Below are 21,131 nucleotides of genomic sequence, written 5' to 3' on the forward strand. Positions count from 1 at the left end.
CACCGGTCCCGTGGCCGCCGCCGGGCGGCTCAGTCGGCGACGGTGGCGTGCATCTCCCAGACCAGGATCTCGGCCGGCTCGGTGGCCGTGACCCGCTGCCCGCCGGTGGCGGTGAAGCGGACCGCGTCGGCGGTGCCGAGCGCGCCCGAGCCTTCGAGGGTCACCGCGCCCCGGGGCACGAACAGGTGCAGGTACGGCGCCTCGGGCAGCTGCACGCTCTGGCCGGGCTGGAGCCGGGCCGCGTAGAGGGCGGCGTACCGGTTCCGGATCCGGATGGCCGCGGCGTCGGCGTGCCGGTCCATCCCCGACGCGACCGGGACGAGCCCGCCGGTGAGCAGCTCGTCGCCGATCTCCAGCTGCTCGTAGCCGGGGGTGACGCCGGGCTCGTCGGGCACCACCCACATCTGCACGAAGTGCACCGGCTCGGTGTGCCGCTCGCCGCCGAGCCGCCACGAGTCGTTCTTCTCCGAGTGCAGGATGCCGGTGCCGGCGCTCATCCGCTGGGCCAGCCCCGGATAGATCACGCCGGAGTGGCCGGTGGAGTCCTGGTGCACCAGCGACCCCTGGAGGACCCAGGTGACGATCTCCATGTCCCGGTGCGGGTGCGTCTCGAAGCCGGTGCCCGCCCGGACCACGTCGTCGTTGTTCACCAGCAGCAGCCCGTGGTGGGTGTTGTCGGGGGACCAGTGGTTGCCGAACGAGAACGAGTGCTTGGAGTCGAGCCAGGCGATGTCGGTCTTGTACCGGTCGTCGGCCCGGCGGATGTCCACCCGGGGGGTCAGCGTGGCGCTCATGGGATGTCCTCTCAAGGCCGCTGGTGGGAGGGGGAGCGGGGTCAGGCGTTCTTGATCGCCGAGACCTCGAACTCCAGGGTGATCTTCTCGCTGACGAGCACGCCGCCGGTCTCCAGCGCCGCGTTCCAGGTCACCCCGTAGTCCTTGCGGTTGATCGTCACCGCGCCCTCGAAGCCGAGGCGCAGGTTGCCGAACGGGTCGCTGGCCGCGCCCTCGTAGGTGAAGGGGATCGTGACGGGGTTGGTGACGCCCTTGACGGTCAGGTCGCCGGTCAGGTCGAAGGTGTCCTCGCCGGTCTGCCGGAACGCCGTGGAGACGAAGGTGATCTCCGGGTGGGTCTCCATGTCCAGGAAGTCGTTGCTGCGCAGGTGCGCGTCGCGCTGGGCGTTGCGGGTGTCGATGCTCGTGGCCTGGATGGTCACCCGCACGTCGGTGCGGGCGGGGTCGGCCGCGTCGAAGGCGACGGAGCCCTCGAACTCGTTGAACGCGCCGCGCACCTTGGTCACCATCGCGTGCCGGGCGACGAACCCGATGCGGGTGTGGCTCGGGTCGATGGTGTAGGTGCCGGTCAGCTGGGCCAGGTCGGCGCCGGTTGCGGTGCTCATCTCGATCTCCTCCGGGGTCTCATGATGTGTCATGTACGTTGGCCTCAACCTACATGACGCATCATTCATTCCGTCCATGACGTGTCATGCATCACTGGTACGCTGGGGTCATGACCGGCACCCGATGGCTCGACGACGACCAGCAGCGCGCCTGGCGGGCGTACCTGCGCATGCAGGCCGAGCTGGCCGCGCGGCTGGGTCGGCAGTTGCAGGCCGACTCCGGGCTCTCCTTCGCCGACTACGGCGTGCTGGTCCAGCTCGCCGAGGCCCCCGGCGGGCGGCTGCGCCCGTTCGCGCTGCAACGCGACCTCCAGTGGGAGCAGAGCCGCCTGTCGCACCACCTCGGTCGCATGCAGCGCCGGGGCCTGGTCGACCGCGAGGAGTGCCCCCAGGACGCCCGGGGCGCGTTCGTGGTGCTCACCGCCGCCGGCCGCGCGGCCATCGAAGCCGCCGCGCCCGCGCACGTCGACACCGTCCGGCGGCTCGTCTTCGACCAGCTCGACCCCGACGAGGTACGCGCCCTGGAGCGCATCGCCACCCGCGTCGTCGACGGCCTGGACGCCGAACGCCGGCCGGCCTGACCGCGCGCCCGCGGCTGTCCTGACGGCTGCCCGCGCCCGACCGGAACGGCTTATTGCATCGACGTTTATCGAATGGAAGGCTGTCGCTGGGTCGCGCGCCCGGGAGCCGGCGCGAAGCCCCGAACCAGCCTGGGAAGGCGCGCGGGGTGGCAGGGCCATCCGGCGCCGGGCCGCCCTCCCGGCGACCGCCGCCGACCGCTGCCCGCCAGTCGGTCGGCGCGTCCCGCGATCCGAGGAGGTACGGATGTTCCGCATGCCCGGCGTGGTGCTCGCCGCCGCGACCCTGACCCTGGCCACCTGGGCCGGCGCGGCCGGCGCCGCCGCCGCGCCCCCCGCCCCGATGCAGACCCCGGCGCCGCCGATCCCCACCCCGACCGTGGCGTGCCCGCCGGCCCTGCCGATCTGGGGTCAGGTGACGGCGACCACCGCGACGAGCCTGACCATCACCTACACGATGCTGCTCAGCCCGCCCTGCGGCTACGACCCGCCGATGCAGGTCCTCCTTTTCACCAGCCGCTCCGACGCCGAGCAGTGGCGCAACCCCGCAGCCCAGGCACTCACCGGGCCCGAGCGCAACGGGACGGTGACCATCGGCGGGCTGACCCCGGGCACCGACTACTGGTTCCGGTTCAGCGAGCCTGACGGCAAGAAGGACCCGTACGTCATCGGTGGGCCCGCCCGCACCACCGACCAGTCGGTGTGCACCGCGACCGCCACCGTCGACAACCGGTGGATCGGCGGCTTCACCGCCACGGTCACCGTGCGCGCCAGCGGCGGCGAACCGGTCCAGGGCTGGCGGGTGTCCTGGCGGTGGCCCGGCGACGAGCGCATCTCGGCGGCCTGGAACGGGGTGGCGGAGACCAGCGGGGCCGACGTCGTCGTCCGCAACGCGTCGTACAACGGCACGCTGGCGCCCGGCGCCTCGACGACGTTCGGGATGATGGTGTGGTCCAGCGGCGCGGCCGGCGTCCCCACGCTGACCTGCGGCCGGTAACCGTCAGCCCGGTCAGTGTTCAGTCCGGCTCGGGGGCGAAGGGGCGGCGCCGGGGCTGCCGTAGCTCCCAGTCGGCCGGGCAGAGGTACGCCCAGGCGCCCGCCACCACCATGTTGATGTCGGGAAGGCCGGTGCCCCAACGCGGTGGGCGGCCCGCGACGCGCTGCAGGTAGCGCTCGTAGACGGCGAAGAAGTGGTACCGCGGCGCGGTCCGCCACAGCGCGTACGGCTGCTCCCGCATCCAGTCGCAGGCCGCGTCGCCCTCGGCGAGCAGGTCGGCGGCGGGCGGCAGCACCGGCACCGGGGCGTCGCTGTGCGGATCGCCGTACTCCTTGAGGTACGCCAGGTAGCCGTCCTCGTCGCGGCGGTGGGTGAGGTGGACGCCGGCGACGGCGACCGGCGCGGCGAGCGCGGCGGCCGTGACCAGTCCGAGGACGACGCGTGTCCGCTTCCGCACGGCACGAGGGTAATCCGGCGGCGAGCGTCCCACACTCCGGTTACCGAGTTGTTGCGCATGGGTGACCATCGATGGGTTAATGCACGTGCAGCCCAGTCTCGGCCGCGTCGCGGCGTCGGGGCCCTGCGGCGGATGTCGAGGTCGGCGCGGCCGTCCTGACCGACGGAAGGACGATCGGATGAGCAGAGGCGGACGTCTCCTGTCGCTGGGAATGGCGCTCACCGTGGCCATCGCGACGGTGGTCGGGCCGACCACCGTGGCCACGGCCGCGCCGGTGACCGTCACCAACGGCACCCAGTTCACCGACACGGGCGGCGCAGTGGTGCACGCCCACGGCGGCGGTGTCCTCAAGGTCGGCGACTACTACTACTGGTTCGGCGAGAACCGCAACGCCGACAACACCTTCCGGGCGGTCTCCGTCTACCGCTCCACCGACCTGCGCACCTGGGAGTTCCGCAACAACGTGCTGACCCAGTCGTCGGCCGCCGAACTGCAGCGCGCCAACATCGAGCGACCGAAGGTCATCTACAACGCCAGCACCGGCCGGTACGTGATGTGGATGCACAAGGAGAACGGCTCCGACTACAACGAGGCGCGGGCCGCCGTGGCCTCGTCGGCCACCGTGGACGGCAACTACACCTACCACGGCAGCTTCCGGCCGCTCGGACAGCACATGTCCCGCGACATCACGCTCTACAACGACAACGGTACGGCGTACATGATCTCGGCCGCCGACGACAACTACGACCTGCACATCTACCGGCTCACCTCGGACTACCTGAACGTCGCCACCCTCGTGGGCAACTTCTGGGACGGCGCCCACCGCGAGGCGCCCGCGATGTTCAAGCGGGGCAGCACGTACTTCCTGCTGACCTCCGGAGCGACGGGCTGGAGCCCCAACCAGGCGAAGTACGCCACCGCGCCGAGCATCTCCGGGCCGTGGAGCGGCTGGACCGACGTGGGCAACAGCAGCACGTTCAGCTCCCAGCCGGCCTACGTGCTGCCCATCCAGGGCACCTCCACCACCAGCTACCTGTACCTGGGCGACCGCTGGGCGGGCGCCTGGGGTGGCCCCGTCGGCGACTCGCAGTACGTCTGGCTGCCGATCACCTTCCCGTCCAGCACCAGCATGAGCCTGACCTGGTACCCGTCCGTCACCATCGACACGGCCACCGGGACGGTCACCGGCAACTCGCCCGCCTCCTACCGCGTCACCGCCCGGCACAGCGGCAGGGTGATGGACGTGGTGGGCTACTCCACGGCCAACAACGCCGAGGTCAAGCAGTACACCTGGAACGGCGGCGGCAACCAGAAGTGGGAGTTCCAGGACGCCGGCGGCGGCTACTTCCGCGTCGTCAACGCCAACAGCGGCAAATGCCTCGACGTCGCCAACGCGTCCACCGCCGACGGCGCCAACATCATCCAGTACACCTGCGGCAGCGGCACCAACCAGCAGTGGCAGTGGGCCGCGACCGGCGACTACTTCCAGCTCCGGGCCCGGCACAGCGGCAAGTGCCTCGACGTGGTCAACGCCGGCACCGGCGACAGCGCGGACATCCAGCAGTACGCCTGCAACGGTGCCACCAACCAGCAGTGGTCGCGTACCCCGTCCTGACGGCTCGCGCCGAGCGTGACGGATGGGGCGTGCGGGTGATGTCGTGCCGGCCGTCGGCGTGGGTGAGCCGCCTCGGCTGCCGACTCAATCGGCGGTACGGCCGTAGACGAGCAGAGCCCAGGTGAGGCAGCCGAACGCCGCCGTGCTGCACAGGGCGCGGACGATGTTCCAGATGACCCAGCTGGATTCGAAGCGCCCCCGTACGGCTGCGAGGTCGGCATTGTGGCCGGGATCGCCGGCCGCCGCGAGCTTGTCGTTGAGCGGTACGTTGACGGCGATGGTGATGAGGAACATCGCCAGGTACAGGGCCAACCCGCCGGTGATCCACGGCAGCGCTGGGCGGCCTTCTCCGCGCCAGGCCAGGAGAGCGGACAGGGTGGCGAACACCGGTGCGCCCAGGAAGCCCGGCATGAACCAGCCGTTGACTATGGTCACGTTGATCCGCTGCATCGTGTCCACGAACGTCCGGTCCCCGGCCCCTTTCAGCGCGGGCATGACCGCGTAGGCGAAGGCGGCGAACAGCCCTGCCATGAGTCCGGTGGTGATGGTGGCGGCGATCAGCGACACGTGCTGTGCAAGTCGCATGGTGTCCAACTCTCCCAGATGTCGTGTCACGGGTGGCTAGAGCCACCGGGCGAGGGCGTTCGACAGGCGGTCCATCTCGTCGGCGTCCACCACGTGGCCGTCCGGTTGCCCCGGGAACCCGAACACGTTCGGCCCCCGGCGGTCGATGGCCAGGTCAGCTCACGCGGCGGCAGCTCGTCGAACCGGGCGTTGTTCGCACAGGAGAAGCAACCTCGCTGGTTCATCACTGTGCAGTAGAGCCCACGCTGTCGGCTTCTGCCACCCCGTCGCCCGCACTCACGGCGCGCGGCTACGACGTCATCGTTCCCTCGCTCCCACGGGATCCGCTGCCGGTGGCAGTGGGCGGCGACCGGCGACCACTTCCAGCTCCGGGCCCGGCACAGCGGCAAGTGCCTCGACGTGGTCGACGCCGGCACCGGCGACGGCGCGGACATCCAGCAGTACGCCTGCACCGGAGCCTTGTCGTCCTGGACACGGACGTCGCGTCGGCGATTCTGCGGGGCCGCCTGCCCCAAAAGACCGCCCTCGTGCCCGTCTGACGGGTAAGACCCTGTGCATCACGTTCGTCACGCTGGGGGAGTTGACCAAGTGGACCGTGCTGCGGAGTTGGGGGCCACGCAAGCTGGTCGACCTTGCGCAGTGGCGATCCGGCGTGGTGCTGCTGCCCTTCGATGAGGCGGTGGCGACTACCTGGGGCCAGCTCCAGGCGCGGGCGCAGCATCGGGGGCGTCCCCGTCCGACGAACGACTCCTGGATCGCGGCTTGCTGCCTGGCCGACCGGCTTCCGCTGGCGACCTTCAACGGCAAGGACTTCGCCGAGTACGACGGCCTACGCCTGTTCGACGTGTCGTAACTTCACGTACCGGGTCCGGCCTGACCTCGGCGGCGACCGACCACCTCCGCGATCGTGCATTGGCGCTGACCACGTTGCCGATGACGTGGACGGGCGAAAGACGCCTCGCACCAGGGTTCACCTGGCGGACCGTGCCGGGGGCTCGTACCAGGCGCTGCCGTGATCGGTGCTCGCCAGGGCAGCCCTGAGCAGTGACGGTCGAGTGCGCCCGCCCGGCGGGCCCCCGTCTGTTTGATCGACTTCATGTCGGCGACATGGCGGTATCAATCGGACGGGGATACCCCCACCTGCCCGACATGAAGTCGATCAACCGCCCGTTTGGGCGGTTTGCCCGGCCTGATGGGGCGGGCGGGCCGACGCTTGCGCGGTTCCCTTGACCACGTCTCGGGCTGTGATTGCGCCCGGGCCCCGCGCGGCGGCCTGCCCCAGGTCGCGATCATGTTCCTCGGTGCAGCAGCCAGGGCCGTCAGTCCGCCGGCTTGGCCTTGACGTAGACGCCTTCGCCTTGGCGGCCTTCGACGATGCCTTCAGTTCGAAGGATCAACATGGCACTGCGAACAGAAGCGTAGGAAACCCCATGTTCGGCCTTGAGCTCGGTCGTCGACGGCAGCTTGTCGCCGACGGTGAACTTGCCACTGCGGATTTGTTCGCGGATGGCCTCTGCCACTCGCTCGTACTTCGGGGTCATCCGTAACTCCTCGGGTCGCAACCCCGAGTAGATCACTTCCAGACACCCCTAGGAGGGGCACGAGTCCGGTGCCTGCCCGCTTGTCCACCTGCGCGGAGTTGCGGCAGGCACCGGGCCCGATGCAACCAGCCACACCAAGGCAGGCCGTTTCGGCGGTCGGGCCGCGCGTCGCTGTCGACAGCGAGGGACGGAGGCACATGGAGCGGAGCACCGACGAGGGCGGCGGGCTCTACCGGACCACCCGGCACCTGTTGACGCCGGTGGAGGTCCGCTGGCAGCGCTTCCCGATGACCCGCTTCGGTCGGCGAGGGCTCGACCCGGAAGCAGTCGCGACCTTCCTTCGCCGCGTCGAGATCGACACGGACACGCTCTACCGGGAGGCCGTCGCCGCGCAGGACGAGGCCCGCCGCCATCAGGCCACCGTGCTGGAGCTGCAAGCGGAGTGCCGGCGTCCTCGCGAGCTGTGGGCACCCCGGCGCCGCGGTGAGTACAGGCGTGCGCCCGTGTGGCCGCTCTACAAGGGGCGTCCACCGGATGGCGGGCAGGACGATGACTGACTACCCGGCGATGCACGGCCCGTCGAGGCCGGACTGGAACTGCCTCGTCTGCGGCGAGCCCTGGCCGTGCCTCGTCCGCAAGCGGCAGCTCAAGGAGCTGTGCCACTGCAACGTACGGGCGCTTGAGCGCTACATGAGCCCGTACCTGCGCGACGCCCACCGGGAGATCGACGGCCTGAGCACCGCCGAGATCACGGATCGGTTCGTGGGGTGGTGCGGCAGGCCGCTGGAGATGTGGGCGGTCCCGGAGCGCGGCCGACAGGTTCCGGAGCCCGGGGCCGCCGACGGCCTCCCGTCGTCGTGAGCCAGGTCCCTTCGCCGGGGGACGTCATCCTGGTCACCCGGAAGGCGTCTGTCCAGTTCGTGGAGCCGATGACCTTCCGCGTGATCAAGGTGCTGACCGAGTTGGTCACGTACCACGGTTGGGTGTGGCTTCGGGGCTACCAGCTGGACGACAAGGGCCGCGCGGTCGCCAGCCGCGAGCTATTCGTCCAGCCCGCGGGCCTGGTGACGCTGCGGGAACGCCAGGCCCCGCAGCCGGCCACGCTCAACGCCCGCCGGAGAAGGAACATGCCGCCGCCGGCCAGCGCGACCCGCCGTACCGGGATAGGGGTGTGGTGGGTCGACGGCCCTGCGCCGACGGGCTCGCCCCCGACGGTGGGGGCTCGGCGCGGCGACGTCCTGATCTGTCAGGATCGGCGGATGCCAGTGCGGGAACGGCCGGTGGTGATCGCGGTATGCGGGTGCCCGGGGGCGGGGAAGACGACCGTCGCCTCCGCGACGGCTGGCCACCTCGGCATCCCGTTCCTGACCCGCGACGAGATCAAGGCAGGTCTCGGCCTCTCCTCCGCCTCCGTCGGCGAGGACGGTCGGGTACGCCTCGACGGGGACTTCCACCTCGCCGGTGGCCCCGTCAGCCTCCGGGCCGAGGCCGTGATGGTCGACGCAGCCCGACTGCTCGCGGCCTCCGGGGTGAGCTTCGTCGTCGAGTCCTCGGTGCTGTCCCACCAGTTGCTGGGCGTGCTGCTCGCGGGTGACGCCCGCGTGCTGGCCGTGCACGTCGTCGCCCGGGAGGCGGTCATCGGCCGGCGACTCGTTGCCCGGGCGGCCGGGGGCGGGGCCGTCGGCCAGCAGCTTCTGGCCCTGTTTCAGCGGGGCGAGCTGAAACGGTCGATCTTCGTGCCGCCGGAGGGCGTCGACGCCGTCGTCGAAGTCGACACGTCGGACGACGCGGCTCCGGTCATCGAGACGGTCGTGGCAGCAGCCGTCGCCCTGCTCGGGTAGCCGGCAACGGGCGGCTTCCGCCATCCCGCCAGGTGCCGGAGCTCCGATCCGGGTAGGGGATCGGGTGCGCGCCGGGAGGTGACTCGGCGGCGAGCAAGGGGTGACGTGTTGTGGTAGAGGTGAACGATGGGGCGAACCTTCGTACTGCTGTCGAGCCCGTTTCTCGGCCCGGTGGTGTGGGCTCCAGTCGCCTCCGCACTCACGGCGCGTGGGTACGACGTCATCGTTCCCTCGCTCCCACGGGATCCGCTGTTCTCACCCGACGAGGTGCTACGCGCACTGGACAACGCCGTGCCCAGGCTCGGCGGGTCCTGGTGCCGAACAGCAACGCCGGCCTGTACGTACCCGCGCTCGACGCTTCGCGCCCGGTGCGGGCAACCGTGTTTCTCGACGCCGTGCTGCCGCCGGAGAGCGATCGCATACCGGTCGCACCGGCGGGGCTGATCGCGACGCTCCGGGATCGGGTCGGTGCCGATGGCCTGCTGCCGCTGTGGAGCGAGTGGTGGCCGGAAGAGGACGTCGCCGCCCTGTTCCCGGACCAGCAGACCCGGCGGCGGGTCGAGGCTGACCAGCGCCGGGTGCCCTGGGACTACCTCACCGCGGAGGTGGATGTCCCCGCCGGTTGGGCGACGAACCCAGCCGGCTACGTGGCCTTCGGTGCCACGTACGCCAATGAGCTTCGGGAAGTGGAGAACCGGGAATGGCCGGCTCGGATCCTGGACGGCCGCCATCTTCACATGGTGTGGGACCCCGCGACTGTCGCTGCGATACTGGTCGAGATCACTGACGAGTTGGAACAGCGGTGAATGGGACGAGTCAGAGCCGGAAGCCTACGACCGTTGGTGCCCCTGGGCGACCGTCCTGGGTGCCGTTGTTGGCAGGTACCTGACACGGTGCCCGACACGGACTAGCCTGGGTCGGTGGCCGAGCTTCTGGCGATCGCGCTGGTTGGTGGTTCGTTGACGGCCATCCTGGGCCTTCTCGCATGGCTGGCGGCCAGGGTTCGTCGCCGAGGTATCGGGGACAACGTCATGGGACCGTTCGAGGAGATCTGGCATCCAGCCGCTCATCGATTCCGCACAGAGATCAAGGTGCACGAGGAACGGATGGTGCCCCTACCGTCCCCTGGAGACCCGAAGCGGCGAGTGCGCGGCGGAGTCGCCGGTCCCGGGCAGTCTCCCACCGAACAGCCGCTGAGGAACCCATGACTCTCCAGCACCTCGGACGACTCGGCTCCGGTCTGTGACGGTGGGCGTGTGGGCTGGCGATCGTGGCCTACCCTCCTGCACATGAACGTGTCGCGGGCCCGCCTGCTTGCCTGCGCGGTCATGCCGTTCCTGGCGGCCTGCGGCCCCGGGGCGTCGGGCCCCGCAGAGGCCGCCGCACCGGTGACCTACACCTGCTGCGAGGCTCAGGACGTCGACAAGTCGTACCAGGCGGGGGAGACCTTGACCGTGCACTGGACTGTCGAGTCACCGGAGCAACCGGGCGCAGCCTCGACAGGGTTCGAGTTGACCGCGCGCCTGACAGGTCCGTTCACCACAGTGGGCGATCTCAAGGCCGCGACGGAGGACACCCGAATCATTCCAGGGCTGGTCACCTTCGAGGCTGTACCGATTCGGCCATCCGGCGTGCCCGACGAGCGACCCGTCAGCACCATCGTGATCGGTGTCGATGCCCGGCCGGGTTGCTACAACCTGGTCACCTCCTCGGGGGACGGCGACAAGACGGTGAGCGGCGGCAGCATTGTCCAGGTGGTGGCCAGGCCATGAGCGTCGGGGCTCGCGTCCCCTGACGGCGTCAAGCGACCGCCTCGTCGCAGAAGTCCTCGTCATCGTCGTCTAACGGCAGCGGTGTCTGCCACCAGAGGTCGATGAGGAACCTCTGGTAGTCGTCGCGCCCGCTGCGGTGGACCCGGACGCCGTAGACCCCCGCCCCTGGCGGCAGCGTGATCTCTGCCGCCGCTCCGGCGGTGATCACCTCGACGAGCAACGCCCCGGTGGGGCAGTGCAACTCAAGCTGTCGGCATCCGTCCCACGAGCCGCCATCCGGTTCGGGCTCGACGTCCCATGTCCGCAGTTCGAGTCCTACGTCGAGCGGGTCCGAGAGCGCTCGTACGGTGAGTCGGTACGTGGATGCACCGGCCACCTGATTGTGTGAATCTCTGTACGACTCCCCGTCGTCGCCGGCATCGCACCACGCGTCTCGTAGGACGAAGTGGCCGTAAAGGATGCCGACCTCGGCTCGGTGCACGGCGAGCGGCTTCATGCCTCAAGAGGCTGACACCGCAGTCTGACACTCCGACGTCAAAGCCGCTCGCCGACGTGTCTGTGCTCGAGACGAGGGTCGGACACGCGACCGCCCCGGCCGCGCTGATGACACGCAAGCGCATGAAGAGGCCGGGACGAGAACGGCCCGGGTGCAGCGCCCGTCTCGCTGATCTGGCCGGAGGCGGTGGAGCGGGCGACGGGAATCGAACCCGCACCGTCAGTTTGGAAGATCGTTCTCGGCTGTCATGATCTGCCCGGATCGCCTGGTCAGCAGCCGGGTCGTGGTGCCCGGTCATGACCGCTGGGGACCGTCTGGGACACCGGCTACTGGCACGTGGCTGGCACGGCTGCGCGGTGGGCGCGCGACTGTCCGGCGGCGTGCGGCTTACCGCCCCCGGCCTCTCGGGCCGGGGGCGGTAAGCCGTGTCGCCGGCTCCCAGCGCGCCTGGACCCCGGTACCTGGTGGCAAGCCGCGAAGCGGCGCGGCAGCCGATCGCCCTAACCTCGGCGGTGGATGACCGCCCCGCGATCGTCACGACCGCAAGTCGGTGGTCAGTCGCCATGCGGACAGTTTCGAGGTCCGCTCTCCGGTACGGTCCCGCAGTGGACCTTCGATCCCGGCGAGCCGCTACCAGACGAGTAGTAGGCACTGCGTCATCGCTGGCGGGCTTGCTGATCTCCGCGCTCACCGCGTTGAGCGACTCAGGGCGGACGGAACCTCACGTCCTCGCTGGCCTCTTGGTGCTCGTCGGCGTTGGACTGCGCATAGAGGCCGCGATCATTGCTCCCCAGGCGTAGGACGAGCCATGGTTGGCCACGCGCGGCCGATGCCGGCCGGAGGCCGCCAGCAGGCCAGTGCGCGGCCAACGCGCCGCGCTTGCGCGGCGCCTTGATCCTGAAGAGAGTGATTCGGCAGTGGTGGGTTGAAGCCGGATGTCCCGTCACTCAGTAAGCCACCCGGCGTACCTGCCATCTGTTGCTACCGTTCTGACCGTGCGACTCGACAGGCGTTGGTTGGCGGGCGGACTGCCCCTTGGACTTGGGGTGCTGTCAGGGTTGGCAGCGGCCGGTGCAGGCGGGTCGATCGAACGTGCTCCTGCCGCTGCCCTCATCATGGTCGCCAGCCTCGGTGGTTCAGGACTGGCAGTCGGCGCGGTTGCAGCATTCCGCGAGCGTGCGCTCTGGTGGGCTGCTCTTGTACTGCTGGGTTTCTATGCCGGAACCTGGCTGCGCTCGTCGTACCACAGCGCCGCCGGGGACGCCCTCGTCCTGGTCCTCGCTGCAGTTCCGACCTCCATAGGAACCGTACTTGGCCTCGCGGCAGGCCAGTACGTCGTTGCTCGACGGGCTCCGACCTCTCGCTTGTAAGTTCTGGGCGCTCCGTCCGGGCATGTCCGCGCACGTCTCTGACGTCGGGCGCTGATCCGTCGCCGACCAACTTCGGCTCGCGCTGTTCGGCCCTGTTGCTGTCACCGATGCTGTCAACAGCAACAGGGCCATCGCCGCTTAGCGTTGGTCGGCAATCGACACTTGCTGCCCAAGGAACTCGCGGAGGAGCCGGCAGAGGTTCGAGATGGCCCGCGTGTGGTCGTCATCGCTAGCAAGGCTGTCCTCGGTCGCACCCTCACCGAAGGTCTCCACCAACACCAGCGACCAGAAGGCAAGGCTGCTGCCACGGTGGCGGACGGACATCCACCCTTGGAACTCTGCCAGCTCGCCCCGGCCACGCGCGAGGTCGAACCCTGTCAGCGCCGAGAACGCTCGCTCGTACCTTGGCCGTCCGACATACATACCTAGCCGATGGTCCACATGCCAGAGGAACTCATCCCAGCCCACTGGAGCATTGTTCCTGACCAAGACCGCTTCGGGGTGAAGGAATGACCGGCCGCCGCTGAGCTGTGCAAGCGGACCGGCGGTGCTGCGCCAACGGTCCGCCAGAGTCCACGGTCGTCCGACCTTGCTCGTGCCCGTCGTCACCCAGCTGGTTACCCAACTGGAGCGCCGTCCCTCAGCGAACACGTCGCCACCACCACGGCCAGGCCTGCGGTGCGGTCGGGTCCGGCCAGGTGATTGCTCGGTACTGACGGTCTAGGGGAGCAACGAGCCGGATTAGCCCACCGCGAGACCACGTAGGCATCGAATTCAAGACCCACTCAAGCCGGTCACGTGGATCGCTAGGGTCACAACACGGGCAGCCGTAGCACGGGTTGTCCGAACTTTGCGCGCCGGGTTTGTAGACGAACGATCGCCACGATCGGTATGCCGACGCGAACGCCCGATCCAACCTGCGGCGTCGAAGCTCCGTGGCCACCCTGGGTGGCATGTCCGGTAGCCGGATGCGGGCGGCGAGTTCCTGCTCAGGCACTCTGCCGAGGGCACGCAAAGCGCCTGGACGCTTACGCCCCATGGACCTTTCTGGTGTCAGCCATGATCCAGAGCATTCCACTCGTACGACGCGATTGTCTAGGAGCTTGCATCGGGCACCCCCACAGACCGCACCCGTTTGCCATCCCGTCTGCCGTCGACCCGCCCCCTGGGGAGCGGGCCGCCGCCCGGCCCGCTACGTCAAGACGGCCTTGACGGCTCGTACGGACGCTGGCGGGTCGGGCGGTGGTCTGCTCGGCTCGCCCCGGGTCGACGGTGGGCGGGATGGCTCCCCACCGCCACCGCCCACGGACCGCGAGCCGCCGGCGGACCCCCGGCCATCCTGGAGCCGGAGCGCCCCCGCCGGAGGCGCAGTAGCCGCAACCCCGCCACCGACCCGGCAGCCGCCGACGCGGCCGGCGTGCGCTCCCCCACGCCGCGCGGACTACTGGCCGCGCGGCCCGGCCGGCTGCCGGCCCCACCACCCCACCGGACAACGCCGGAGGAGCTGGTCTTCACGGGAGACAAGGGTGCGGTGCTGCGTTCCGGCAACTTCCGTCGGGCGGTCGGCTGGGCGGCGGCGCTGCGGGCGGCCGGCATGCCGGAGGGGTTCCACTTCCACGACCTGCGGCACACGGGCAACAACCTGGCGGCGGCGACCGGGGCCAGCACGCGGGACCTGATGCATCGGATGGGTCACGCGAGCATGCGGGCGGCGCTGGTCTACCAGCACGCGAACAGCGAGCGGGATCGGGAGATCGCGGCCGGCATGGATCGCCGCATCGCCAAGCAGGCGAAGCGGGCGGCGGCACCGGGCAAGGCCAAGTCGACGAAGGGCAAGGCGAAGGGCAGCGACAAGTCGGCGAAGCAGAAGCCGACCAAGGGCGGAAAGGCCGAGCGGCCGGTACGCGAACTCGCCTCGGACGGCACGGCCGGCGCTACTGGCACGCCAATGGCACGCAAGATCGGTAAGGGCTAGAACGAGAACGGCCCAGGCTCGGCGAGTGTGCCGCTGACCTGGGCCGGAGGGTGTGGAGCGGGCGACGGGAATCGAACCCGCACCGTCAGTTTGGAAGACTGAAGCTCTGCCATTGAGCTACGCCCGCGTGCGCCCCGGTGCACGGGGTGCGCCGACAGCCTACCCGGTGCCCGGGTTCGGCGCGCATCCTGTCCGCGCGTACCCATGATCCACGTCATGCCGGGGAGGTGGTGGTATCCGCGCCCCGGGACACCGCCATGTCGCCGATATGGCGGCGCGGACGCGGCGCGTCCGGCCCCGGCACCCCCGCCGCGCCTCGACGGCATACACTTCTCGTCGCCACGGGGTGTGGCGCAGCTTGGTAGCGCACTCGCTTTGGGAGCGAGGGGCCGTGGGTTCAAATCCCGCCACCCCGACTGTCGTCCGCGGCCGGGGCACCCCTGGGAGCCGCCGGTTCCCACCTGGTGCCCCGGGCGCTGCCGAGGGGCCGCGTCGGCTCGCCTACACTCGATGGGCTGAATCACGCCCAGACTCAACTGAGATCCGTCAAGGAGTACGCCTGTGAAGAGCACCGTCGAGACTCTGAGCCCGACGCGCGTGCGGCTCGCCATCGAGGTGCCGTTCGTCGAGCTCGAGCCGAGCCTCAAGAAGGCGTACCGGGAGATCGGTTCGCAGGTGCAGGTGCCCGGCTTCCGGCGGGGCAAGGTGCCGGCCGCCGTGATCGACCAGCGGGTGGGCCGGGGCACCGTCCTCAACGAGGCGGTGCAGGAGGCCATCCCGCAGAACATCCTCGCCGCGGTCCGCGAGCACGACCTGAAGACCCTCGGTCGCCCCGAGGTCGAGATCACCGAGTTCAACGACGGCGACTCCCTCAACTTCACCGCCGAGGTGGACGTCCGGCCCGAGATCACCCTGCCGGAGCTCGACTCGATCGAGGTCACCGTCGACGAGCTCCAGATCGACGACAGCGAGATCGAGGAGCAGGTGAAGAACCTGCGCGAGCGGTTCGCCACCCTGAAGACCGTCGAGCGGGCCGCCGCCGAGGGCGACTACGTGCAGATCGACCTGAACGCCACGGTCGACGGCGAGGACGTCCCGGGCGGCTCGGCGACCAACATCTCCCACGAGGTCGGCAGCAAGCAGCTCCTGCCGGGGCTGGACGAGGCCCTCGTCGGCCTCGCCGCCGGCGAGAGCACCACCTTCACCACCCAGCTCGTCGGCGGCGACTTCGCCGGCCGGGACGCCGAGGTGGCGGTGACCGTGCGCACGGTCAAGGAGAAGGAGCTGCCGGAGCTGGACGACGACTTCGCCCAGATGGCGAGCGAGTTCGACACCATCGAGGAGCTGCGCGCCGACGTGCGCGAGCGGGTCACCCGGGGCAAGCGGGTCGAGCAGATCTACGCCGCCCGCGACAAGGCCCTGGAGCAGCTCGTCGAGGCCGCCGGGGTGCCGGCGCCGGAGGGCGTCGTGCGCGAGGAGGTCGAGGGCCGCAAGCAGGCCATGATCGACCAGCTGGAGCGGATCGGCGCCTCCCTGGAGGAATACCTCGCGGCCGAGGAGAAGACCGAGGAGCAGATCGACGCCGAGCTCAACGAGGCGGCGACCGACGGCGTCAAGATCCAGCTGCTGCTGGACACCCTGGCCGACGCCGAGGAGGTCCAGGTCTCCGACGACGAGTTCGGCCACGAGATCGTCCACCGCGCGCAGCGCGCCGGGATGCCCCCGCAGCAGTACTACGACCAGCTGGTCCGCTCGGGCTCGGCGGCGGCCGTCTTCGGTGACGTGCGGCGCGGCAAGGCGCTGGCCTCGGTGATGGAGCGCATCAAGATCAAGGACACCGCGGGCAACGAGGTGAGCCTCGACGCCATCCGCGCCGAGGGCGAAGAGGCGCACGACCACGACCACGAGCACTGACACCTCGGGTGCGGCCGCCGTCCACCGGTTGCGGTGGGCGGCGGCCCAAGCCCTTTTCCGGGTACGTCCCGAAGGGGCTGCGCTGAGAGCGAAAAGCGCCCCGACCGGGACTCTGCCGCCCGGGCGAGCGGTTAGTGTCGGGTAGGACGGTACGGAGAGCGAAGGGCTGCCATGACCGACATGCACATCCCAGCGAAGCCGCTCCGGGCGATCGATGCCCGCGGTGGCGAGAACATTGGCAACCTCGACGACTCGGTCTACAACCGGTTGCTCAGGGAGCGCATCATCTTCCTGGGCAGCGAGGTGAACGACCAGGTGGCCAACCGCATCTGCGCGCAGCTGCTGCTGCTCGCTGCGGAGGACCCGGACCGGGACATCTACCTCTGGATCAACTCGCCCGGTGGCTCGGTCTACTCCGGCATGGCGATCTACGACACGATGCAGTACATCGACAACGACGTCTCCACGGTCGCGATGGGCATGGCCGCCTCGATGGGGCAGCTGCTGCTCTGCGCGGGCACCAAGGGCAAGCGCTACGCCCTGCCGCACGCCCGGATCATGATGCACCAGCCGTCCGGCGGCATGGGCGGCACCGCGTCGGACATCGCCATCCAGGCGGAGCAGATGCTCTACACGAAGCGGATGTTCCAGGAGCGGGTGGCCTTCCACACCGGCCAGACTTTCGCCCAGATCGAGGCGGACTCGGACCGTGACCGCTGGTTCACCGCCCAGGAGGCGACGGACTACGGCTTCATCGACAAGGTGATCACCGGAGCCGTGCAGGTTCCGGCGGGCGCCGGGACCCTGAGCTGACCGAGGAGCTGACGATGACCGACCTGAGCCTGCCGCCCCAGTTCGCGGCCGTGCACAACCGCTACGTCCTGCCGTCGTTCGTCGAGCGCACGTCGTACGGGGTGAAGGAGTCCAACCCGTACAACAAGCTCTTCGAGGACCGGATCATCTTCCTCGGTGTCCAGGTGGACGACGCGTCCGCCAACGACGTGATGGCGCAGCTGCTGACGCTCGAGGGCACCGACCCCGACCGCGACATCATCATGTACATCAACTCGCCGGGTGGCTCGTTCACCGCGATGACGGCGATCTACGACACGATGCAGTACGTCCGGCCGGACATCTCGACGGTCTGCCTGGGCCAGGCGGCCAGTGCCGCCGCGGTGCTGCTCTCCGCCGGCACGCCGGGCAAGCGCATGGCGCTGCCGAACTCGCGGATCATCATCCACCAGCCGGCCACGGAGGGCGGCTACGGGCAGGGCTCGGACATCGAGATCCAGGCCCGGGAGATCCTGCGGATGCGGACGCAGCTGGAGGAGATGCTCGCCCGGCACTGCAACCAGCCGGTGGAGAAGGTCCGCAAGGACATCGACCGTGACAAGATCATGACGGCCGAGGAGTCCAAGGAGTACGGGCTGGTGGACACGATCCTCACCAGCCGCAAGAAGGGGCTCCTCGCCGCCAACGCGGCCAGCTGAGACGAGCATGGGTCAGAGGTCGGCCAGGCGCTTTGCCGGCCGACCTCTGACACGCCCGATTTGGGGGTCGGAGAAACCCCCGCCAGCGGGTAACGTCGGGCCCGTACCGCTGCGTCGGGACGGTCCGGCGAGCGAACGGAGACGGACGGAGCGCAGCGTCCGCAGGTCATGGCCGGTGCACCGGCCGATGAGTGCAGGGAGAACGTAGGTGGCACGGATCGGTGACGGCGGCGACCTACTCAAATGCTCCTTCTGCGGCAAGTCGCAGAAGCAGGTGAAAAAGCTCATCGCGGGCCCCGGGGTCTACATCTGCGACGAGTGCATCGATCTCTGCAACGAGATCATCGAGGAGGAGCTGGCCGAGTCCGGCGAGGTGAAGTGGGAAGAGCTTCCCAAGCCGATGGAGATCTGCCAGTTCCTCGACAACTACGTGGTCGGCCAGGACCAGGCCAAGAAGGCGCTCGCGGTCGCCGTCTACAACCACTACAAGCGGATCCAGGCCGAGGCGGCCGGCGCGCCGGGTTCCGGCAGTGACGCCGTCGAGCTGGCCAAGTCCAACATCCTGCTGCTCGGGCCGACCGGGTGCGGCAAGACCCACCTCGCGCAGACCCTCGCCCGGATGCTGAACGTCCCCTTCGCGATCGCGGACGCCACCGCCCTCACCGAGGCGGGTTACGTGGGCGAGGACGTGGAGAACATCCTCCTCAAGCTGATCCAGGCCGCAGACTACGACATCAAGCGCGCCGAGACCGGCATCATCTACATCGACGAGGTCGACAAGATCGCCCGTAAGTCGGAGAACCCGTCGATCACGCGGGACGTCTCCGGCGAGGGCGTCCAGCAGGCGCTGCTGAAGATGCTCGAAGGCACGGTGGCCAACGTGCCGCCGCAGGGCGGGCGCAAGCACCCGCACCAGGAGTTCATCCAGATCGACACCACCAACGTGCTGTTCATCTGCGGTGGCGCCTTCGCCGGCCTCGACCAGATCATCGAGGCCCGCACGGGCCACGGCGGGACGGGCTTCGGCGCGCGGCTCCGCTCGGTCTCCGAGCGGTCGACCGACGACATCTTCAGTCAGGTCATGCCCGAGGACATGCTGAAGTTCGGCCTGATCCCCGAGTTCATCGGCCGGCTTCCGGTGATCACCAACGTCCGCAGCCTCGACCGGTCCGCCCTCGTGCGGATCCTCACCGAGCCGCGCAACGCCCTCGTGAAGCAATACCAGCGTCTCTTCGAGCTCGACGGCGTGGAGCTGGAGTTCGAGCCGCCGGCCCTGGAGGCCATCGCCGACCAGGCGATGCTGCGCGGCACGGGCGCCCGTGGCCTGCGCGCCATCATGGAGGAGGTCCTGCTCTCCGTGATGTACGAGGTGCCGAGCAACCCCGACGCCGCCCGGGTGCTGATCACCCGCGAGGTGGTCCTGGAGAACGTCAACCCCACGATCGTGCCGCGCGAGTTCACCGGCCGCCGGGCCCGCCGGGACCGCGAGGAGAAGTCCGCCTGACCCTCCCCGTCCGGCGGGGAGGGTCCACGACCCCTCCGCCGGCGGTGGAGGCTGTCGCGGGGGCCCCGCCAGCCGTACGCTGAGGGTCATGCGCGTCGCCGTCTGCCAGCTGAACTCCCGCGACGACCGGGCCGCCAATCTCGCGGCCGCGGAGGCCTTGTTGATCCGGGCCGCAGCGGCCGGCGCGGACCTGGCGGTCCTCCCGGAGTATGTCGACTATCTCGGCACCGCAGCCGGGATGCCGGCGCCCGAGCCGGTGGACGGCACGGTGGGTCGGTTCTTCGCCGACGTCGCCCGGCGGCTCGGCATCTGGGTGCACGCCGGGTCGTTCCACGAGGCGGGCCCGGACCGGGATCACACCTGGAACACCTCCCTGCTCTTCGACCGCACGGGCGCGCTCGCCGGGACCTACCGCAAGATCCACCTGTACGACGTGGAGATCCCCGGCCGGGTGTCATACCTGGAGTCGGCGACGGTGGCGCCGGGGGACAAGCCGGTGGTGGTCGACGTCGAGGGCGTCCGGGTCGGCTTGTCGATCTGCTACGACCTCCGGTTCCCGGAGCTGTACCGGCACCTGGCCACGGATGGGGGTGCCACGCTGCTGGTGGTGCCGGCCGCGTTCATGGTGCACACCGGGCGCGACCACTGGGAGGTCCTGTTGCGGGCGCGGGCCATCGAGAACCAGTGCTTCGTCGCCGCCGCCGGTCAGACCGGCGACCACGAGCCGGGGCGCACCTGCTTCGGCCGGAGCATGGTCGTCGACCCGTGGGGGACGGTCCTCGGCCAGGTGCCGGACGGCCCCGGTCTCACCGTCGTCGACTTGGACCTGGACCGCCTCCGGACCATTCGCACCGAGCTGCCCAGCCTGGCGAACCGCCGGCTCTGAAGCGTCCGGGCCCGCGGGTCAGCTCTGCAGGAGTACCCCCAGCACGGTGAGCCCGGCGATGGCGGTGGCCGTGATGAGCAGCGCGGCGGACATCCGCGAGCGTCCACGCCGCGCCAGCCGGCCCACGGAGAGCAGGATGACGGCCACCACCACGGCGCCGATGACCAGCTGCCAGAACGGCAGCAGCAGTCCGAGCAGGGCTTCTTCGGCGAGGGGCGTCGCCTGGCGGGGGAGGGCGTCATCCATGCCAGACACTCTGACATGCGCGGGCGCGATTCCGGTGTGCGTGGCGGGGCCCTTTCCGTCAGGACAGTGACAGGCGTTGATTTGCCTTCCCGAGGCCGTACGCGTAACTTTCTCTCTGCACGCGGGAGGCCGGACAAACCGGCTGAGAGCGGGCACAGGCTCGCGGCGGAGACGCCGAGCGAGGCTGGTCCGGGCGGTGCGGGGCGACTCCGGTGAGACGGGGTTGCGATCGCGAAGCCGACCGGGTAGAGTGCTGAGGCCGGCAGGAGCCGGGCGGGTGGCCGCGAAGCGGCGATCGGCCGGTCTGCGGCCCTCCACGACAGAAACGACCGCCGTTCTTCGGCGTGCGTCGCCGTGGGTCCGAGTGAATCTGAGCGCAAACCTTGGGAACAGGGTTGACGGCGAAGATGAGATCGGGTAAGTTAGAGAGGTTGCCCCGGAAGGCAGCCCTACAGTGTAGGGCTC

At 69.8% G+C, this 21,131-nt stretch carries 25 protein-coding genes and 2 tRNA genes; 18 read left to right on the forward strand and 9 right to left on the reverse strand.

Going from position 1 to position 21,131, the window contains the following annotated elements; all coding sequences use genetic code 11:
- Positions 1-29: 29 nt before the first annotated feature.
- Positions 30-794 carry a pirin family protein gene (locus tag ACVMYR_RS29500; RefSeq protein WP_431897803.1) on the reverse strand — a complete coding sequence of 255 codons (765 nt, stop codon included), beginning with the start codon at positions 792-794 and terminating at the stop codon, positions 30-32.
- A 41-nt stretch (positions 795-835) separates the two neighbouring features.
- The gene (locus ACVMYR_RS29505; RefSeq protein WP_043966316.1) at positions 836-1,399 is read right to left on the reverse strand and encodes a YceI family protein; all 564 of its coding nucleotides are present in this window, start codon (positions 1,397-1,399) and stop codon (positions 836-838) included.
- 110 nt (positions 1,400-1,509) lie between these two features.
- Between ACVMYR_RS29505 and ACVMYR_RS29510 the strand changes: the two genes are divergently transcribed.
- Both ACVMYR_RS29510 and ACVMYR_RS29515 read left to right on the forward strand, forming a co-directional pair.
- Positions 1,510-1,980 (forward strand): MarR family winged helix-turn-helix transcriptional regulator, encoded by a 471-nt coding sequence (locus ACVMYR_RS29510; protein ID WP_077938689.1) that lies wholly within the window; start codon positions 1,510-1,512, stop codon positions 1,978-1,980.
- A gap of 244 nt (positions 1,981-2,224) precedes the next feature.
- Positions 2,225-2,974 (forward strand): cellulose binding domain-containing protein, encoded by a 750-nt coding sequence (locus tag ACVMYR_RS29515; RefSeq protein WP_357752419.1) that lies wholly within the window; start codon positions 2,225-2,227, stop codon positions 2,972-2,974.
- Between the two features lie 19 nt (positions 2,975-2,993).
- Here the strand turns inward: ACVMYR_RS29515 and ACVMYR_RS29520 are convergent, their stop codons facing one another.
- Positions 2,994-3,431, reverse strand: a complete 438-nt coding sequence (locus ACVMYR_RS29520; protein WP_096761680.1) for a hypothetical protein — start codon at positions 3,429-3,431, stop codon at positions 2,994-2,996.
- Positions 3,432-3,609: 178 nt separating this feature from the next.
- On the opposite strand from ACVMYR_RS29520, the gene ACVMYR_RS29525 reads away from it, so the two are divergent.
- Positions 3,610-5,046, forward strand: coding sequence for an RICIN domain-containing protein (locus ACVMYR_RS29525; protein WP_457123367.1), 1,437 nt, complete (start codon positions 3,610-3,612; stop codon positions 5,044-5,046).
- A gap of 84 nt (positions 5,047-5,130) precedes the next feature.
- On the opposite strand, the gene ACVMYR_RS29530 is transcribed toward ACVMYR_RS29525, so the two are convergent.
- A complete protein-coding gene (locus tag ACVMYR_RS29530; protein WP_077938691.1) occupies positions 5,131-5,631 on the reverse strand; it encodes an anthrone oxygenase family protein in 501 nt (166 codons plus the stop codon).
- 321 nt (positions 5,632-5,952) lie between these two features.
- Between ACVMYR_RS29530 and ACVMYR_RS29535 the strand changes: the two genes are divergently transcribed.
- The gene (locus ACVMYR_RS29535; RefSeq protein WP_457123377.1) at positions 5,953-6,177 is read left to right on the forward strand and encodes an RICIN domain-containing protein; all 225 of its coding nucleotides are present in this window, start codon (positions 5,953-5,955) and stop codon (positions 6,175-6,177) included.
- A gap of 34 nt (positions 6,178-6,211) precedes the next feature.
- Entirely contained in the window at positions 6,212-6,484 is a 273-nt protein-coding gene (locus ACVMYR_RS29540) for a PIN domain-containing protein (protein ID WP_431897797.1), read from the forward strand.
- Between the two features lie 466 nt (positions 6,485-6,950).
- Here ACVMYR_RS29540 and ACVMYR_RS29545 read toward each other — a convergent pair whose 3' ends face one another.
- On the reverse strand, positions 6,951-7,172 hold the full coding sequence (locus ACVMYR_RS29545; protein WP_077938693.1) for a winged helix-turn-helix domain-containing protein: 222 nt from the start codon (positions 7,170-7,172) through the stop codon (positions 6,951-6,953).
- Positions 7,173-7,369: 197 nt separating this feature from the next.
- On the opposite strand from ACVMYR_RS29545, the gene ACVMYR_RS29550 reads away from it, so the two are divergent.
- The 6 genes from ACVMYR_RS29550 (at position 7,370) to ACVMYR_RS29575 (ending at position 10,785) form a co-directional block, all read left to right on the forward strand.
- The gene (locus tag ACVMYR_RS29550) at positions 7,370-7,729 is read left to right on the forward strand and encodes a DivIVA domain-containing protein (RefSeq protein WP_457123368.1); all 360 of its coding nucleotides are present in this window, start codon (positions 7,370-7,372) and stop codon (positions 7,727-7,729) included.
- The gene (locus ACVMYR_RS29555; RefSeq protein ID WP_144082706.1) at positions 7,722-8,033 is read left to right on the forward strand and encodes a hypothetical protein; all 312 of its coding nucleotides are present in this window, start codon (positions 7,722-7,724) and stop codon (positions 8,031-8,033) included. The genes ACVMYR_RS29550 and ACVMYR_RS29555 overlap by 8 nt, the downstream gene beginning before the upstream one ends.
- Positions 8,034-8,101: 68 nt before the next feature.
- Entirely contained in the window at positions 8,102-9,013 is a 912-nt protein-coding gene (locus tag ACVMYR_RS29560) for an AAA family ATPase (RefSeq protein ID WP_457123369.1), read from the forward strand.
- Positions 9,014-9,327: 314 nt separating this feature from the next.
- Positions 9,328-9,819, forward strand: a complete 492-nt coding sequence (locus ACVMYR_RS29565; RefSeq protein WP_457123370.1) for a hypothetical protein — start codon at positions 9,328-9,330, stop codon at positions 9,817-9,819.
- A 114-nt stretch (positions 9,820-9,933) separates the two neighbouring features.
- Positions 9,934-10,221, forward strand: a complete 288-nt coding sequence (locus tag ACVMYR_RS29570; RefSeq protein WP_198956645.1) for a hypothetical protein — start codon at positions 9,934-9,936, stop codon at positions 10,219-10,221.
- A gap of 81 nt (positions 10,222-10,302) precedes the next feature.
- The gene (locus ACVMYR_RS29575) at positions 10,303-10,785 is read left to right on the forward strand and encodes a hypothetical protein (protein ID WP_457123371.1); all 483 of its coding nucleotides are present in this window, start codon (positions 10,303-10,305) and stop codon (positions 10,783-10,785) included.
- 28 nt (positions 10,786-10,813) lie between these two features.
- Here ACVMYR_RS29575 and ACVMYR_RS29580 read toward each other — a convergent pair whose 3' ends face one another.
- Positions 10,814-11,281, reverse strand: a complete 468-nt coding sequence (locus ACVMYR_RS29580; RefSeq protein WP_457123372.1) for a hypothetical protein — start codon at positions 11,279-11,281, stop codon at positions 10,814-10,816.
- A 1,508-nt stretch (positions 11,282-12,789) separates the two neighbouring features.
- Complete coding sequence (locus ACVMYR_RS29585) at positions 12,790-13,119, reverse strand: hypothetical protein (protein WP_077938700.1); 330 nt, start codon at positions 13,117-13,119, stop codon at positions 12,790-12,792.
- 949 nt (positions 13,120-14,068) lie between these two features.
- Between ACVMYR_RS29585 and ACVMYR_RS29590 the strand changes: the two genes are divergently transcribed.
- Positions 14,069-14,626 (forward strand): tyrosine-type recombinase/integrase, encoded by a 558-nt coding sequence (locus ACVMYR_RS29590; protein ID WP_457123373.1) that lies wholly within the window; start codon positions 14,069-14,071, stop codon positions 14,624-14,626.
- Positions 14,627-14,679: 53 nt separating this feature from the next.
- Here the strand turns inward: ACVMYR_RS29590 and ACVMYR_RS29595 are convergent.
- Positions 14,680-14,753: transfer RNA gene (locus ACVMYR_RS29595), tRNA-Gly, on the reverse strand.
- A gap of 215 nt (positions 14,754-14,968) precedes the next feature.
- Between ACVMYR_RS29595 and ACVMYR_RS29600 the strand changes: the two genes are divergently transcribed.
- The 6 genes from ACVMYR_RS29600 (at position 14,969) to ACVMYR_RS29625 (ending at position 20,420) form a co-directional block, all read left to right on the forward strand.
- A tRNA-Pro gene (locus tag ACVMYR_RS29600) sits at positions 14,969-15,042 on the forward strand.
- Positions 15,043-15,187: 145 nt separating this feature from the next.
- Positions 15,188-16,540 (forward strand): trigger factor, encoded by a 1,353-nt coding sequence (gene tig / locus ACVMYR_RS29605; protein ID WP_077938701.1) that lies wholly within the window; start codon positions 15,188-15,190, stop codon positions 16,538-16,540.
- 171 nt (positions 16,541-16,711) lie between these two features.
- Entirely contained in the window at positions 16,712-17,353 is a 642-nt protein-coding gene (locus tag ACVMYR_RS29610) for an ATP-dependent Clp protease proteolytic subunit (protein WP_043966346.1), read from the forward strand.
- A 14-nt stretch (positions 17,354-17,367) separates the two neighbouring features.
- Positions 17,368-18,030, forward strand: a complete 663-nt coding sequence (locus ACVMYR_RS29615; RefSeq protein ID WP_043966349.1) for an ATP-dependent Clp protease proteolytic subunit — start codon at positions 17,368-17,370, stop codon at positions 18,028-18,030.
- 208 nt (positions 18,031-18,238) lie between these two features.
- Complete coding sequence (clpX, locus tag ACVMYR_RS29620) at positions 18,239-19,534, forward strand: ATP-dependent Clp protease ATP-binding subunit ClpX (RefSeq protein WP_043966350.1); 1,296 nt, start codon at positions 18,239-18,241, stop codon at positions 19,532-19,534.
- A gap of 88 nt (positions 19,535-19,622) precedes the next feature.
- Complete coding sequence (locus ACVMYR_RS29625) at positions 19,623-20,420, forward strand: carbon-nitrogen hydrolase family protein (protein WP_077938702.1); 798 nt, start codon at positions 19,623-19,625, stop codon at positions 20,418-20,420.
- Between the two features lie 18 nt (positions 20,421-20,438).
- Here ACVMYR_RS29625 and ACVMYR_RS29630 read toward each other — a convergent pair whose 3' ends face one another.
- Positions 20,439-20,666 (reverse strand): hypothetical protein, encoded by a 228-nt coding sequence (locus tag ACVMYR_RS29630; RefSeq protein WP_077938703.1) that lies wholly within the window; start codon positions 20,664-20,666, stop codon positions 20,439-20,441.
- Between the last annotated feature and the right edge of the window lie 465 nt (positions 20,667-21,131).

It is taken from the genome of Micromonospora sp. PTRAS2 (genome assembly GCF_054052245.1).